The sequence below is a fragment of the Planococcus sp. ANT_H30 genome (assembly GCF_008369335.1).
GTDB classification, from domain to species: domain Bacteria; phylum Bacillota; class Bacilli; order Bacillales_A; family Planococcaceae; genus Planococcus; species Planococcus kocurii.
In genome coordinates this window covers 92830-108856 of the sequence record NZ_VOBJ01000007.1, presented here as the reverse complement: position 1 = coordinate 108856, position 16027 = coordinate 92830, and the positions used below count along the sequence as shown (strand labels likewise).

Here is a 16027-nt window from a genome sequence, read left to right as displayed (position 1 = left end):
GGTATCGCGTAAGGGAGGTTTTGCATGAACCGTTTTATAGGCCTTGTCGCAAGCATGTTCTTGCTAATCACGGGATGTAGTCAGGAAGGGGAAAGCAATGTGGAGCAATACTCAGGTGGACTGATTCAAGCAGTCGAAGACAACGAGGTAAAAAAGGTGCAAGAAATTTTACAGGATCCGTCGTATCCACTAAATGAAACGAATACGAAAAAAGAAACGCCATTGTTAATTGCGACGCATAGCAATTACATTGAAATCGCGAAACTGTTAATTGATGCGGGAGCAGACATCAATCAACAAGATAATATTCAAGATAGTGCCTACCTATATGCAGGTGCACAAGGAAAAACAGAAATTTTAGCTTATATGATGGAGCATGCCGAGCCCAATCAAACAATTGTGAATCGCTATGGTGGCAATACATTAATACCGGCTGCTGAAAAAGGCCATTTAGACAATGTTAAGCTACTGTTAGAAGACGGTAGCGTAAATATCGATCATCAAAATAATTTTGGCTATACCGCATTGATTGAAGCAGTCGCTCTGACGGATGGTTCAGAAATCTATCAGCAAATTGTACAGGAATTGATCACATTTCATGCCAATAAAGAACTTCGAGACAACTCGGGTAAAACAGCACTCGATTACGCGAAAGAAAAAGGCTATACCGCAATGGTCGAACTGTTAGAAGACTGAGGCAGAGAAGGACATGAAAAATTTGATACCGAAAAGACGATTCCGTTCAAAAGGGAATCGTCTTTTTTAACGTTACTGAATTTAACTAGACGATTCGCTTAACCCCAAAATCACGTGTTTTTTACAAGAGTGTAAACCATAAAAAACTTCTCTATGCCAAAAAATTGCACGATATCTTGAAATAAAATAATTATGTTGTAATATATATAGGCTGCTGATAATATTTAGATGTCAAATATTTAGATATCTAAGTATTATGCAAGGAAATGATGCATTATTATGAAATTAGCAGGAGAAATTGGGATTACTATCGGTGGCGCTTCAGGGATTGGCAAAATCATTGCGCTTGCAATAGCAAAAGAAGGAGCACGATTTGCACTTGTCGGTATCAATGAAAAAAAGTCAAGAAACTGTAGCCGAAATCAATCAGTACACTAAAGGCGCTCTATTCAGTAGAGATATATCTGCAAAAGAAAATGTGCAACAAATGGTGAGTGCTGCAAACACACAAATAATGTACGAAGCCATGATGAACACTATTCTACTTGGTCGCGTTGGCGATTCGGAACAGCAGCCGTTTTCTTGGCCAGTAAAGATGTGGTTAGTAGTACCGGTTAAACATGGCTGGTTGATGGCAGTAGCATGAAACTACGTTAATTTTGAAGAGGAGGAAAAGGAATGGCTAGAGTAGAAAACAAAGTAGCATTAGTAACAGGTGGTGCTTCTGGAATTGGGCTTTCATCTGCAAGTTTATTAGCTAAAGAAGGCGCAAAAGTCGTCATTGCAGACTTTAATCTAGAAGGCGCGCAAGAAGCAGCAAAACAGATTAACGAACAAGGCGGTAATGCGCTAGGTATCTTCCTGGATGCAAGTAAAGAAAGTTCGATTCAAGAAGCTGTAGAGTATACGGTCGAACAGTACGGAAAAATCAATGTCTTGGTGAATAATGTTGGTGGAACCAACTTGAGAAAAGATATCGATGTGGTCAACTTGGATCTTGAAGAATGGGACCGCTTAATGGACTTGAATTTGAAGAGCGTGCTTCTAGGAAGCCGATTTGCGATTCCGCATATGATCAAAGATGGCGGCGGCGCAATTATTAATACCACGTCTATGGCAGGATTTGCAGGCGACTCTGTTCGTACAGCATACGGAGCATCAAAGGCGGGCGTCATTAACTTAACAAAATACATTGCCACTCAATACGGCAAGCAAAATATTCGGTGTAACGCAGTTGCGCCTGGACTGATTTTAACGCCAGCTGCTAAAAATAGTTTGTCTCCAGAACTGTTGGATACCTTTATGAGATACAACCAGTTACCTTACCACGGTGAGCCAGACGATATTGGAAATACGGTATTATTCCTAGCATCAGATGAATCGAAATTTATTACCGGTCAAACGATTAAAGTGGAAGGCGGACATTATTTAAGCAATCCGACCATTCCCGATTTTAAGGAGCAGATGAATGGTTAATACAACGGTCAAGCCAGAAGAAAAAGTAAAAGCAAGTAAAAGTAAAATTCATGCAGCTTGGTTGGTGCTGATTGGTCTTTGTATCATCGTCGCGTTTGGTAAAGGGGTAGTCAATAACTCGTCCGGTCTGTTCTTAACACCTGTTTCAAAAGAGTTGGGTATTGGTATTGGTGATTTAACCTTGTACATGAGTATATCTGCAGTTGTTACGATTATATTACTACCTGTTGCGGGTAAGTTAATGGCGAAATACGATATTCGTTTATTGTTGATTGTCGCGATTATTTTACAAGGTGGTTCGTTTGCGGCGTTCGGACTGATGAATTCAGTATGGGGCTGGTATATTTTGGCTGTTCCATTAGCGTTTGGTGCTATTTTTATTAACGTTATAGCAGGACCGGTTTTAATCAACCAATGGTTTAGAAAAAATAACGGATTGGCACTGGGCATTTTGACAGCAACTGGCGGGTTAATCGGTGCATTTGCACAGCCTGTTATTGGTTCAGTAATCGTCAACCAAGGCTGGAGATACGGGTATATGGCAGTAGGGATTACAGCAATCATTGTCGTGATTCCCGTTACGCTCCTTCTTATTAAAAAATTATCTCAAAACAAAGGCTTGTATCCTTACGGCATGACGGACACGGAAATCGCCGACCAAGGATCTTCAAGTGAAACACAAAACGAAGGAATTGCGATGAGCGATGCGAAAAAATCGTCTTCGTTTTATGCATTGATGCTGTTTTTCTTCCTTATTACTTCCGTTGCGAGCTTTATGATGCACATTCCATCGTATATTGTCGATAAAGGCTTTACACAAGAATTTGCAGGAACCGCAATGGGTGTTTATATGTTAGGTGTGGTATTGGGTGCGATTATTATCGGAATGTTAAACGATAAAATTGGATCTCGAAACACGACCATTATGACGATGGGCTTAGGATTGATTTCGATTTCACTGTTATTGTTTGTGACTTCAAGCGCTACCGTTATTTTTGTTGCACTTGTGTTGTTTGCTTTTGTAACAAGTGGCATTGGAACGCTGACGCCATCATTGACACAAAGTTTGTTTGGCAATAAAGACTACAGCCAAATTTACTCTACTGCTTCACTAGGATTGGCGATTGCTGCAATCGTTGCCTTACCTGCTTACGGATACATCTTCCAATTTACAGGCAGCTACTCAGGTGGATTGTATACCATTCTTGTCATGTTAGTGCTCGCGATTGTAGCAGTTCTATACGCTTTCAAAGGAAAAGAAAAACTACTAGCAGCCGGTGCTTGGAAAAAATAAATAAGTGGAGAGGATATGGAATATTTTTTCCGGATAGGTCTTCTCTTTGTGGTATGCTTGTTTCAAGTTGCGCCTAAAATATGTATAATAAGAGCCCCTAGCCAATAGGGGCTCTTATTTAGTAGAAAGCAGGGATTCATTAGCATGAGTGAACAAACTATTTTCGAAATTATACACAATATGGATAAAGTAACCGATAACTTAATTGTTCAGTGGAACAAATCATTTAATGAAGACTTGGGGGTTTCTCACATTTTGGTGCTCGCTCATTTGATGGTACACGGAAAAAGCTCTCCTTCGGATATTGCCAAAGAAGTAGGCTTAACTCCTCCAACGATTACCCATTTGGCAGAAAAGTTGATCAGTAAAAAGTTAGCCGTCCGAACAACGTCTGAATCCGATCGTCGAATGATTATTTTATCCATTACAGATAAAGGGGTAGAGATGGTCAAAAGAGCTAACAAAGAAGGTGTTACTTTGCGAAAAAAATTATTTGAAACCCTAACCACTGAAGAACGAGATCAGTTACTAAAAATTTACCGCAAATTAAGTAACTAAAGCGTTCCTGCAAGCAACGATACTTAAAAATGTAAAGGTGGCTCACTCTATGACAAGATTACCAATCATCATCGATACAGACCCAGGAATCGACGACGCAATGATGCTAACTTTAGCATTTGCTAATCGTGAAACACTGGACGTACGACTTGTTACCACGTGTTCAGGAAATATCTCTCAAGACAAGACAAATTACAACGCTCGTTCTTTTTTAAGTTATATCGGAGCCGACGTTGAAATTGCACGTGGATTGGAGCAGCCGATGTTCCGTGAACTCGAAGTAGCAGAAGACATTCACGGGGAAAGCGGCTTTGGCAATGTGCAGTTTCCAGCACCGACTTTACCAGTTAGTAAACGACCAGCTGTCACAGCCATGCTGGAAACGATTATGGCGAGTGATGAGAAAATCACCATTGTTGCAACAGGACCCCTAACCAATGTGGCGGCGTTATTGCTTGCGCACCCTGAAGTAAAACCAAAAATTGAGCGGATTTCCTGGATGGGTGGAGCGGCAGTAGGAGGTAATATGTCACCTACTGCGGAGTTTAATGCGTACGTCGATCCACACGCAGTAGAGATTGTGTTCCGTTCGGGTGTACCGGTTGTCATGAGTGGATTAGACGTCACTCATAAAGCGTTTGTCACAATCGACGAAGCAAAAAGCATTTTAAACATTGGTACGGAGTTTGCGGAGAAAGCTTATCATCTGGTGACGTATTATTTGGATGTCATCAAGAGAACCTCTTTCCATGAAGAAAATTACGATCAAGTGCTGCATTTCCATGATGTTTGCGCCGTTATGTATTTATTGAAACCGGAGTTTTTCGAAGGTCAGGACTGCTTTGTAGAAGTCGCTTTAGAAGGACTAGCAGCAGGTGCGACAGTCGTTGACTATACGAATCGTTCAGGGAAAACGCCAAATGTGCATGTTCTTCACAGCGTTAACCGCAAAGCATTCGTTGCAGAGTTTGTGAAGGCAGTAAAGGTTATTTCAGAACGACTTCAGTAAGTGTAGTTGACGTTATTTTTTAAGGTCATGTCTTTTTAGTTAAGGATCTGTCCCATACGCCGCTAAAATAAAGCAGACGGAGAAAAAGATGTTCTTTTTCTCCGTCTGTTTTTTGAATCGTGGGCGAGAATGTATAAAGGACTTGGCGATACGAGCTACTTTTAAAAGCTTGTGAGCCGGTGTCAGAATCCTGAACGCGGTGTGCATTTTTTTAGACAGTTAAGATAGATTGATTTTTAAATGAAAAAAGGGTATACCAATCATAAGAAAGTAGGGTGAAACGCAATGAACATTATCGTATTCGGTGCTACGGGTGGCGTAGGTCAATCGGTTGTCAAGCAAGCAGTAGAAAGTGGATTTGAGGTTACGGCATTTGTCCGAACACCAACGAAGTTACAAGTAACACACGAGAATTTAACTGTTGTCCAAGGAGATGCCTTTAACACAGCAGAAGTTTCAGCAGCCATTGCAGGGCATGATGCAGTTGTATCGTGCTTAGGCTCTAGTCAAGGAATGAAGCAGTCAACAGAACTTCAAGAGATGACAAAAAACATTGTCATGGGCATGGAGGACCACGGTGTGAAGCGCATTGTCTACACGGCATCTGCGGGTGTTCATAATGAACTCACAGGTGTCAGTGGAAAGCTAATCATGAAGATGCTGAAGAACCCGCTAATCGATCACCGAGCAGCTACAGATTTGATTCAAGAACACGGACTGACCTTTACCATTGTTCGACCGATGGGATTAACAAATGGCGCGTTTACAGGGCAGTACAAAGAAGCTACGACAGGTGTGCCGGATAAGTCGAAATCAATTCCTCGTGCGGATGTTGCGCATTTTATCGTCAAAGCCTTAAGCGATGCACAGTACGAAAACGCGTCGGTTGGAATTTCTAGTTAACGTGTTACGAACAAAAAGGGGGAGTAAAGATGATTACCGAAAAGGATTTAACGTATTTGCGACGTTGTGTAGAGTTGGCGGAAACCGCCCTTGAAAAAGGAGATGAGCCGTATGGGTCTATTCTTGTTTCGGTGGAGGGAGCCGTTCTTTTTGAAGACCATAACCACGTAGCAGGCGGCGATCATACCCAGCATCCGGAGTTTGCGATTGCACGCTGGGCCGCGAATCACTTGTCGCCGGAAGAACGGAGCACAGCGACGGTTTATACGTCAGGCGAACATTGTCCGATGTGTGCAGCAGCTCACGGATTGGTAGGTTTAGGAAGAATCGTCTATGCAAGCTCGTCACAGCAATCAGCTGAGTGGTTGAGTGAAATGGGTGCGACCGCTTCATCGCGTGTTCGAAGGTTAGCTATTGAAGAAGTTATTAAAGACACAGTTGTCGACGGTCCTGCTTCTGAACTGACAGAGCAGATGCGTGGACTTCATCAGAGAGCATTTGAAATGAAACGTTAAAACAAATAGTTGAGGTTAATGTAGGCATTTCTTTTTCACTTTTTGTTACTGTCTAATCATTGTTATAATAAGGGAGTATCAAAAGCGAACCTATCGCTTTGATGCTCTTTTGTCATGACATGGAGTTTATTAGTTAGGGAGTTGGAAATAGCAATGAATAAAAAAGAGATAGCCGATATCCGCAAACGATTTAAGTTAGATACAGATTTACTGAAAATCGGTGAAATTTATAATGTCTACATCCAACAAGAAAGCAGTGAAATCTATCACGAAGAGAGCCGCTCATTTTCTTTGTTAGACCGGGAACAACAAGAATTGTTTCTGGCCAATTTCAAAAAAGTTTTAGGCGGAAAGCTTGATGAAAAGCTGTTTGAAGTTAAATTTCAACCGCAAGAAGAAGGACAAGTAGATCATACACAACGACTCTTATATGAAGGACTTCAAGCAGACGAAGTTAGTGACTGGAAAACAAACATGCAGCGTATCGCCTTAAAAATGGTTGAAGACCACCCGTACGAAAAGGATATGGTCGTTACGTTTATTCGTGGCAACTATTTTAAGACGACCAAACGCAAGACGGACGAATCGGACATGGATTTCCGAGATGAAATGTACACCACTTCATTTATTCTTAGTAGCATGAACCAAACGGAACTGCCGAAAAGCTCCTTAGTGTTTGACTTTGCGGAGAAAGAATTTAAGTCCAATGTGCTAATGGATCCTGTTATTAAGCTATCTGCACCAATCGGGGGGTTCTTGTTCCCAAGTTTTACAGATAATGCGGCAGACATTAACCGTATTTTGTATGCTGCTGGTAAAACAAACAAACCGGATTATCAATTTATCGAAAATGTTCTAAATGGCGATGAAATTCTCACAGCTGAAGAAGAAAAGACCGTGTTTGAAGAAATTGTGAAAGCGGTCATTGGTGACGAAGTCAATTCGAGAACGCTTGCGGGTTTATATGATGAAATCAATCAAATGCTAGTCATCGAAGCAGAAAGTGATGACGAAGATGAGCAACCGCCTACTTTGGATGTCACAGAAGTTACGCGTGTACTAAAAGCAAGCGGTGTAAAAGATGTGAGCACGGAAAAGGTAGAAAGAGCGTTCCAAAGCGTAGTGGAAGACAAAACCTATGAAATGAAAGCAAGTCATATCGTGCCAAGTTATGCATCCAAATCCATCAAAATTAGCACCAAAGTAGCGGATATCGCCATCAGCCCTCAAGACTTACGTTACGTCAAACAAGTTAATTACGATGGCAAACGCTGTATCTTGATCGAGGTAGAAGAAGATACGATGATTGAGGGCTTTAAACTGATTTCAGAAGAGTTGTTGGAGTAAAAAAGTGCATGACTAACATGAACGAAATGCAAGTTAACAAAAGCAAAGATATCTACTTTTGTTAAATTTGGAATTTTTGATTTAATTTAAGGAGGCTATGAAACATTGGTTCTCTTGTTAGACGCTTATTACTGTTCAGTTTCCTTCTAGTTTAGTATAATTCTAATGTAAGAATTAATCTTCACTCAATCAATACACGTACGACTAGGTTTCATTATTCAATAGGAGGTTTTAAAAGATGGAAAACAATGAAGAAAAGCGCCACACTGCAGCAGGAGAAGGTCAATGCCCAGTAACAGGTGGCCATAAAGATAGTGCAATCACGACTTCAAACAAGCCAGGAAAAACACAAAACAAAGACTGGTGGCCAAACATGCTGAATGTCAACATTCTCCATCAGCATGACACTAAAACAAATCCTCTAGGAGAGGCATTTGATTACAAAGCAGAATTCGAGAAATTGGATTATGAGGCATTAAAGCAAGATTTGCACAAAGTCATGACAGATAGCCAAGACTGGTGGCCAGCGGATTATGGTCATTACGGCGGGTTATTCATCCGTATGTCATGGCACGATGCAGGTACTTACCGAACTGCAGACGGTCGCGGAGGCGGTTCTACTGGAAACCAACGTTTTGCGCCATTAAATAGCTGGCCAGATAACGTAAACTTGGACAAAGCACGTCGTTTGTTATGGCCAATCAAGCAAAAATACGGCAGCAAAATTTCTTGGGCCGATTTATTGCTATTGACGGGTAACGTAGCACTTGAGTCGATGGGCTTTAAAACCTTTGGATTTGGAGCAGGACGTGAAGACATTTGGGCACCAGAAGAAGATGTTTATTGGGGTAACGAAAAAGAGTGGTTAGAAGATAATCGTTATTCAGGTGAACGCGATTTGGAAAACCCTCTCGCTGCGGTACAGATGGGCTTAATTTATGTAAACCCAGAGGGACCAAACGGCAAACCGGATCCTCTTGCTAGTGCTGTTGATATTCGTGAAACCTTTGCACGTATGGGAATGAACGATGAAGAAACAGTTGCGCTAATCGCAGGTGGCCATACGTTTGGTAAAGCACACGGAGCGGGAGACCCTGCTGAAGTAGGAGACGATCCAGAAGCAGCCGTAATGGAAAATATGGGAATTGGCTGGAAGAGCACGCACGGTTCTGGTAAAGGCCGTGATACAATTTCAAGTGGTATTGAAGGCGCTTGGACGGCTAACCCAACAAAATGGGACAATGGCTATTACGAGCAATTGTTTGAATACGAATGGGAGTTAACAAAATCTCCTGCTGGCGCGTACCAGTGGACAGCAAAAGATTTGTCAGAACACCAAATGGCACCTGACGCAGAAGATGCTTCTATTAAAGTGAAAACAATGATGACAACAGCAGATATGGCACTTCGCATGGATCCGGCATACGAAAAAATTTCTCGTCGCTATTATGAGAACATGGATGAGTTTGCAGATGCATTTGCGCGTGCTTGGTTCAAACTTCTTCATCGTGACATGGGACCTACAGCACGTTATTGGGGACCAGAAGTTCCAGAAGAAGTATTGATTTGGCAAGATCCAGTACCAGCAGCAACACATACATTAACGACTGAAGAGTTGGATGAGCTAAAAGAGAAAATCTTGGCGAGTGAGTTAACTTCGCAACAGCTCGTTAAAACAGCTTGGGCTTCTGCTAGCACATACCGAAATTCAGATAAACGTGGCGGTGCCAACGGAGCACGTATTCGCTTTGCTCCACAACGCGACTGGGCAGCAAATGAGCCAGCAGAATTAGCTAAAGTGCTCGCTGTTTACGAAAACCTTAAAGCTTCGACTGGCAATAAAGTAAGCATGGCTGATTTGATTGTACTTGGAGGAAATGTAGCCCTTGAACAAGCTGTCAAAGCAGCTGGGTTCGATTTAGCTGTTCCATTTACGCAAGGTCGTGGAGATGCTCTTGAAGAACAAACAGATGCAGAAAGCTTTGATGTGTTAGAGCCAGTTTCAGATGGTTTCAGAAACTACCAGAAGAAAGAATACACAGTAAGCCCGGAAGAAATGTTGCTTGATAAAGCACAACTACTTGGCTTAACAGCGCCAGAAATGACCGCATTAATTGGCGGTATGCGTGCATTAGATGCAAATTATCAAGGCGCAAAAGAAGGAACTTTTGCTACTAATAGCGGCGCGTTAACAAATGATTTCTTCGTTAAGCTATTGGATATGAACATCGACTGGACGCCAGTAGAATTCAATAAATACGAAGGTAAAAACAATGCAACTGGTGAAGTAGTCGGTACAGCTACACGTTTTGACTTAGTATTTGGTTCAAACTCAATTCTGCGTGCTATTTCAGAAGTATATGCACAAGATGATAGCAAAGAGAAATTCGCTCGTGATTTCATCAAAGCTTGGAACAAAGTGATGAATGCCGATCGTTTTGATCTACAAAACTAAGTAAAGAAAATCCCAATCAGCAGCGAATGCTGCTGATTGGGATTTTTTGTGCATTAATGCGGATAAATCATAATTTTTTCACCGTTTTCATCTACTTCTTCCGTAAAACCAAACCCTAGTTTTTGATAAAGTCGAATGGCTACTTTGTTTTGTTCAAAGACACTTAAATAGATAGGTTTTTTAGGATAGAGTTCAGTTAAATAGTCAACAAGTACGCAGAAAAAATAACGTCCCAGTCCTTGTTGTTGAAAACGCTCGTCAACTAAAAAACGATCCAACCAAATCTGCTCATCAAATTTTCCGTACATCGAAAATCCGATAATTTTATTCTCTTTGTATAAAGCCAAAGGGACGTAACGTGTGTCTTGTTCAGCCTCTAGTAAACACTGACTGACCGATTCGATAAATCCTCGTTGTTGCGCTGCCACTTTTAAATTTAAAACTTCTTGTTTGTTCGAGTCTGTAATCGCTCGAATTCCAGTAAACATCATGTCAAAACCTTTCTTTCTTGTGTATAGATAAAATTTAAGGTATATAGTAACTAGGTAGTCAAGAAAGGAGCCTCCATGTGACTGAAAAATATTTGACAACAGGAGATTTTTCAAAATTATGTAAAGTTAATAAGCAAACAATTATTTACTATGACCAAATCGGCTTGTTAACACCAGCTTATCGCAATCAAAAAGGTTACCGCTTTTATTCGTTTCGGCAGCTGGAGGTGTTCAATGTCATTTATCTACTAAAAGAACTCGGGATGTCATTAGAAGAAATTAAAAGCTATATGGAACAGAAGTCACCTGAATTGTTTCACTCTTTGATGATTGAGCAAAAAGAAAAAGTGCGGACGAAAAAAAGAATGTTGGATCATTTGGAAATGATGATGGATGTAAAAATCAACTTGCTAGAAGAGGCTGAAGAAATAGACTTCCATCAAGTTAGCTTTCTCTACTTGTCCGAAAGTTTTTTGTATCTGAGTCCAAATATAACCGATATAAACGACGACGATTTTGCAAAGGTAGTCACGCAATTCATCAATACATTAAATGAACAGAATTTAGATACAGGCTTTCAAATTGGTGGAATGACTTTGCACGAACAAGTAGTAAAAGGCGAGTATACGAATTATAGTTATCTCTACATGAAGCAGCTAGAGCAAAGAAAAAGTCAGCCATTTTTTAAAATCGCAGCAGGAATGTATGCAGTTGGCTATCATTTAGGAAAAGAAGACACGATCCATGTCACATATGAACGGCTATTTTCAGAAATTCGCAGGAATCACTATGAAATTGGCGATTATATCATGGAAGAGTATATATACGATGGGTTAGTAAAAAGTGGCGAGGATCATTACATTACGAAGATTCTTGTTCAGTTAAAATGAAAAATTAAAGCTCAAGTTATGAAGTTAACTCCTCTAACAGATGCAGAGGAGTTAAATTCAAATTCAGTGTGAGGTTGTTTAGTTATCAATACGCTCCTGAAGAATAAGTGATTTCGTAGCTGTGACTGTAAATCTCAAATATGATGCCAAACGGATCTTCTACATAACACATTCTGTAAGGCTTATCATCTGGATAGTATTCTCTAATTGGCATCCGTTGTTTGCCACCATGTTCAACTATTTTTTGAACCAATCCTTCTACGTCTGGATCTTGAACGCAAAAATGGAAGACGCCTGACTTCCAGTACTCAAAATTATTTTCGGGTTTTTCGCTATTCGGAAATTCGAAGATTTCGATTCCAGTCCCGTCAGAAGTTGCCATGTGTGCGATGCGGAACGTTCCCCATCCGGCGCCGAACACATCGATACACATTTGCCCGATGGGTGTGTCACTTTCTTCTTTTACTTCTGCCGGCTCCATAATTACATACCAGCCCATAACTTCTTTATAGAATGTGACGGCTCTGTCTAAATCTGTGACCGATAATCCGATGTGTGAAAATGCTCTTGGGTAGGCCATATTGATCGCTCCTATCTGTTTTTTATATAGTATGACGATTGATCTTTATTATCCTGGACATCTTCATCATACAAAAGAGTTTTTAGAATAACAATACGGCACATTTAAGTGGTATAGTTACGAAAATGTGACTACCGAGAGGATAAGGAGAGATGTAATGGGAGTTAAAAATAGCTATATCTGCTCTTTAGGGCTGACAATTGATTTGATCGGTGGAAAGTGGAAATTGATGATTCTTTGGTACTTAATCAATGGGAGTAAAAGATTTGGCGAGCTAAAAAAAAGCATTCCGACAATTAGCCAAAAAGTACTTACGGAGCAACTGAAAGAGCTTGAAAGTAGCCATATCATTTCTAGAAAAGTGTATCCGACCGTACCAGCTACAGTAGAGTATTCTATGACTGATTACGGAGAAAGTCTTATTCCACTAATTCATGATTTGTGTGACTGGACAAAACAATATGCGGGTGAAAATGATATCGAAATAAGTGGAGACTAAACAGATAAATAAACTAAGAAAGGAAAGCGGTCATTTGGCTGCTTTCTTTTTTTAGTTGCTTGTGTCGCAAATCAACTTCTAAAAGTAGAAGAGATGTTAATAAATAAAGAATTTTTTCTAAAAACAACGAAAAAAGTATAAATAGTTTAAAAAGTTGTATTATTCGCTTAATTAAACACTCGAGTTTTTCTCTATAATGAATAATTAACTTGATAGTAGAACTTTATAAAGAGGGAGTGGTACCATGATTGATTTGCTTTTAATAAATGGCACGCTAATCACAATGAATAAAGAACGAAGTCTTATTTACGGTGGAGCCGTAGCGGTTCATCATGGAAAAATTTTGGATGTTGGGCTTACTGCAGTGTTGGAAGTGAAATACGAAGCTAAACAACTGATCGATTGCAAGCACCACTGCATTTTACCTGGATTGATTGATGTTCATGGTCATGGAGGTCATTCGATGTTTAAAACAATCGCCATGGACAACTTGGAACAGTGGATGCCCATTATGACCAATACATACAATCATTATGTGACAGATGATTTTTGGTATTACGAAGGAAAGGTTTCCGCATTAGAACGATTAAAAGCGGGCATTACGACCGGTGTCTCCGTGATCGGTTCGACACCAAGAGCAGATGACCCTATTTTTGCATTAAATCATGCAAAGGCCTATAACGAAGTCGGAATTCGCAATGTCGTCTGTACGGGGCCTGCCAACCCTAAGTGGCCGAAACTATACAGCCGCTGGAAAAACGGCAAAAGAATTACAAAAGAAGTTGATTATCAAGATGTACTAAAAGGAACAGAAGCGGTTGTTGAAGCGTTGAACCATGCCAATGACGACCGGACAAGAGCTTTTGTTACCCCTTTTGTCATTGTGACATCGATAGAAGGTTCTGGTCCTACACCGCCGTCTAGGTTGCACCAGTTAACTGACCACGACCGCTACCAAGCACGTAAAATTAGAGAAATTGCCAACAAGTACAAAACGAGAATCCATTCGGATGCATTTGGTGGAATGATTCACATGGCAATTCAAGACAAAGATTATGCTTTATTAGGACCAGACGTCCATTTGCAACATTGTCGAGGGATCTCCTTTGATGAAGTGAAAATTCTAGCAGATACCGGAACCAACGTCAGTACGAGTGCGAGCATCACTCAGATGACAGCAAGAACACCGATTGTAGAGCTCATCGAACTTGGAGCGACAGTTGCCATTTCTACAGATGGCACTTCACCTTCAACTAGTTTTGATCTGTTTCAAGCGATGCGAAAAACGCAATTGATTCATCAGGCAGCGATGATGGATGAGCATTATTTACCTCCTGGCAAGCTTTTGGAGATGGTCACCATTGATGCAGCTAAATGTATAGGGTGGGACGACGAGCTTGGATCGATTGAAATTGGGAAAAAAGCAGATATTATCACGGTAAATATGAAACAAGCGCATTTAACTCCTGAAACTATGCATATTCACCGGTTGGTTTACCAAGCCGTCGGAAACGATGTGAATCATGTCATCGTGGATGGGAAAGTATTGATGAATGAACGTAACGTAACAACTGTTGAAGAAAACCAACTAATCGAAGAAGCAAATGCAGAAGCTTTGGAAACAATTGAGCGTGCAGGTTTGGAAAAATACATGACCCCAACCAAATATTTCTGGGGATCAACGCGTGCTTATGTTGACGAAAAACGATTTGATGAAGCAGACTATGTGTTTGCTATTACAGAGGAGGAACTTACATGAAGACAAAATTAAAAGGGCAATATGTTATCGGCTATAACGGTGAGGATCACGTCATACTAAAAGATGCAGAAGTCGTTTATGAAGGAACGTCCATTATTTATGTAGGAAAAGAATACACCGAGTCTGTAGATGAAACCATCGATTGTGGAAACGCCGTGATAAGCCCAGGATTTATTGATTTAAATGCACTTGGCGATATCGACCACGATATTATTCACGTAGAAGCAGATAATGAAAAAGCAAAAAATCTTTTATGGTCTGAAAAATACATGAAGAATGGTCCACAGGAAGTCATGACAGAAGAGGAAGAAGCGTTTAAATCTCTTTATGCCTATAGCCAATTAATCTTAAACGGCATTACAACAGCTATGCCGATTACGTCCGTCTTTTATAAAAAATGGGCAGAGACTTATGAAGAATTAGCATCAGCTGCGCATTATGCAGGAAATTTAGGGTTAAGAATATACTTGGGACCGAGCTACCAATCGGGTATGCGCGTTGTACAACCAGATGGCACCATTCAGTTAATGTGGGACGAAGAAAGTGGCAAAGAAGGTCTTGATCGAGCAGTTAAGTTTATCGAAGAATTTGACGGCAGCTATGACGATTTAGTGAGAGGCATGCTTGCACCAGAGCGAATTGAATGCCAGACAGAAGAAAGTTTGAAACAGACAAAAGCTTATAGCGAGTCATTAGGAGTTCCGATTAAACTTCACGCTGCACAAGGAAGTTTTGAATACCATACCATCGTTGAAAAGCACGGCGTCACGCCAATTCAATACCTCAAAAATGTAGGGTTTTTAGGACCGAAAACAGGCATTCCACATGCTAATTTTATAGCAGGATATAGTGAAGCGGAAACTGGCCAAGGTGATGATATCAACATATTAACTGAAACCGGCACAACGGTGATTCACTGTCCGGTCATTATGGGAAGGCGTGGTAGCGGGCTAGAATCCTTTGCCAAATACAAACGTTCAGGCGTAAACGTAGCTATCGGGACAGATACTTTTCCTCCGGATATCTTCCAAAACATTCGAGCAGGCAGTATGATTTCCCGTATGCACGAAAAGGATGTCGAAAGTTCATCCTTTGCTGATTTTTTCAGAGCGGCAACTCTAGGTGGCGCAAAATTTTTAGGTAGAGAAGACCTTGGTAGGTTAGCTGTAGGAGCAAAAGCGGACATCATTGTCGTCGATTTAGAAGGATATCATATGGGGATAAGTGACGATCCTATTCGAACAATGATTATGAGCGGATCAGGAAGAGATATTAAACTGTCTATTATAAATGGAAAAATAGTTATGAAAGATAGACAAATTCCTCAAATTGATTTGAAAGAACTGCAGTCAAAAGCTCAGCGCTATTTCGAAAAAATGAAAAGGGGTTATTTACAAAGAGATTACCAACAGTTAGGAGAAGAAAAGCTGTTTCCCTCTTCTTTTTCTGTCGTTGACTCAGTTGAAAAAAATTTAAGTAAAGATTGTGTAAAAATCAGTAAAGATACTGAAACTTAATTGTCAGAATATTTTTTATAATGAACTAACAAAATCGA

At 40.5% G+C, this 16027-nt stretch carries 17 protein-coding genes; 15 read left to right on the top strand and 2 right to left on the bottom strand.

Annotation, left to right across the window (positions count from 1 at the left end; genetic code table 11):
* Positions 1-24: 24 nt before the first annotated feature.
* The 11 genes from FQ085_RS14150 (at position 25) to katG (ending at position 10253) form a co-directional block, all read left to right on the top strand.
* Entirely contained in the window at positions 25-696 is a 672-nt protein-coding gene (locus tag FQ085_RS14150) for an ankyrin repeat domain-containing protein (protein ID WP_058383900.1), read from the top strand.
* A gap of 279 nt (positions 697-975) precedes the next feature.
* Entirely contained in the window at positions 976-1134 is a 159-nt protein-coding gene (locus FQ085_RS18135; protein WP_188074757.1) for a hypothetical protein, read from the top strand.
* Complete coding sequence (locus FQ085_RS18130; protein ID WP_223145208.1) at positions 1076-1342, top strand: hypothetical protein; 267 nt, start codon at positions 1076-1078, stop codon at positions 1340-1342. The genes FQ085_RS18135 and FQ085_RS18130 overlap by 59 nt, the downstream gene beginning before the upstream one ends.
* A gap of 32 nt (positions 1343-1374) precedes the next feature.
* Positions 1375-2172 carry an SDR family NAD(P)-dependent oxidoreductase gene (locus FQ085_RS14145; protein ID WP_058383901.1) on the top strand — a complete coding sequence of 266 codons (798 nt, stop codon included), beginning with the start codon at positions 1375-1377 and terminating at the stop codon, positions 2170-2172.
* Positions 2165-3466, top strand: a complete 1302-nt coding sequence (locus FQ085_RS14140) for an MFS transporter (protein WP_149456907.1) — start codon at positions 2165-2167, stop codon at positions 3464-3466. Before FQ085_RS14145 ends, FQ085_RS14140 begins: the two co-directional genes overlap by 8 nt.
* A gap of 144 nt (positions 3467-3610) precedes the next feature.
* Positions 3611-4024, top strand: coding sequence for a MarR family winged helix-turn-helix transcriptional regulator (locus FQ085_RS14135; RefSeq protein WP_058383903.1), 414 nt, complete (start codon positions 3611-3613; stop codon positions 4022-4024).
* Between the two features lie 49 nt (positions 4025-4073).
* Complete coding sequence (locus tag FQ085_RS14130) at positions 4074-5033, top strand: nucleoside hydrolase (RefSeq protein WP_058383904.1); 960 nt, start codon at positions 4074-4076, stop codon at positions 5031-5033.
* Positions 5034-5318: 285 nt separating this feature from the next.
* Positions 5319-5936: an NAD(P)-dependent oxidoreductase gene (locus FQ085_RS14125; RefSeq protein ID WP_149456906.1), complete on the top strand. Its 618-nt coding sequence runs from the start codon at positions 5319-5321 to the stop codon at positions 5934-5936.
* Between the two features lie 29 nt (positions 5937-5965).
* The gene (locus FQ085_RS14120; protein ID WP_058383906.1) at positions 5966-6451 is read left to right on the top strand and encodes a nucleoside deaminase; all 486 of its coding nucleotides are present in this window, start codon (positions 5966-5968) and stop codon (positions 6449-6451) included.
* 153 nt (positions 6452-6604) lie between these two features.
* The gene (locus FQ085_RS14115; RefSeq protein ID WP_071152925.1) at positions 6605-7798 is read left to right on the top strand and encodes a DUF4317 domain-containing protein; all 1194 of its coding nucleotides are present in this window, start codon (positions 6605-6607) and stop codon (positions 7796-7798) included.
* Between the two features lie 238 nt (positions 7799-8036).
* On the top strand, positions 8037-10253 hold the full coding sequence (gene katG / locus FQ085_RS14110) for a catalase/peroxidase HPI (RefSeq protein ID WP_058383908.1): 2217 nt from the start codon (positions 8037-8039) through the stop codon (positions 10251-10253).
* Positions 10254-10306: 53 nt separating this feature from the next.
* Here the strand turns inward: katG and FQ085_RS14105 are convergent, their stop codons facing one another.
* Positions 10307-10744: a GNAT family N-acetyltransferase gene (locus FQ085_RS14105; RefSeq protein WP_262499806.1), complete on the bottom strand. Its 438-nt coding sequence runs from the start codon at positions 10742-10744 to the stop codon at positions 10307-10309.
* 77 nt (positions 10745-10821) lie between these two features.
* Between FQ085_RS14105 and FQ085_RS14100 the strand changes: the two genes are divergently transcribed.
* Positions 10822-11634: a MerR family transcriptional regulator gene (locus FQ085_RS14100; protein ID WP_058383909.1), complete on the top strand. Its 813-nt coding sequence runs from the start codon at positions 10822-10824 to the stop codon at positions 11632-11634.
* An 85-nt stretch (positions 11635-11719) separates the two neighbouring features.
* Here the strand turns inward: FQ085_RS14100 and FQ085_RS14095 are convergent, their stop codons facing one another.
* Positions 11720-12214, bottom strand: a complete 495-nt coding sequence (locus FQ085_RS14095; RefSeq protein WP_058383910.1) for a lactoylglutathione lyase family protein — start codon at positions 12212-12214, stop codon at positions 11720-11722.
* Positions 12215-12371: 157 nt separating this feature from the next.
* On the opposite strand from FQ085_RS14095, the gene FQ085_RS14090 reads away from it, so the two are divergent.
* From FQ085_RS14090 to FQ085_RS14080, 3 genes are all read left to right on the top strand, one after another.
* Positions 12372-12713, top strand: a complete 342-nt coding sequence (locus FQ085_RS14090; protein WP_149456905.1) for a winged helix-turn-helix transcriptional regulator — start codon at positions 12372-12374, stop codon at positions 12711-12713.
* 244 nt (positions 12714-12957) lie between these two features.
* Positions 12958-14472, top strand: coding sequence for an amidohydrolase family protein (locus FQ085_RS14085; protein WP_149456904.1), 1515 nt, complete (start codon positions 12958-12960; stop codon positions 14470-14472).
* Positions 14469-15989 (top strand): amidohydrolase family protein, encoded by a 1521-nt coding sequence (locus FQ085_RS14080; protein WP_149456903.1) that lies wholly within the window; start codon positions 14469-14471, stop codon positions 15987-15989. The genes FQ085_RS14085 and FQ085_RS14080 overlap by 4 nt, the downstream gene beginning before the upstream one ends.
* Positions 15990-16027: the final 38 nt, after the last annotated feature.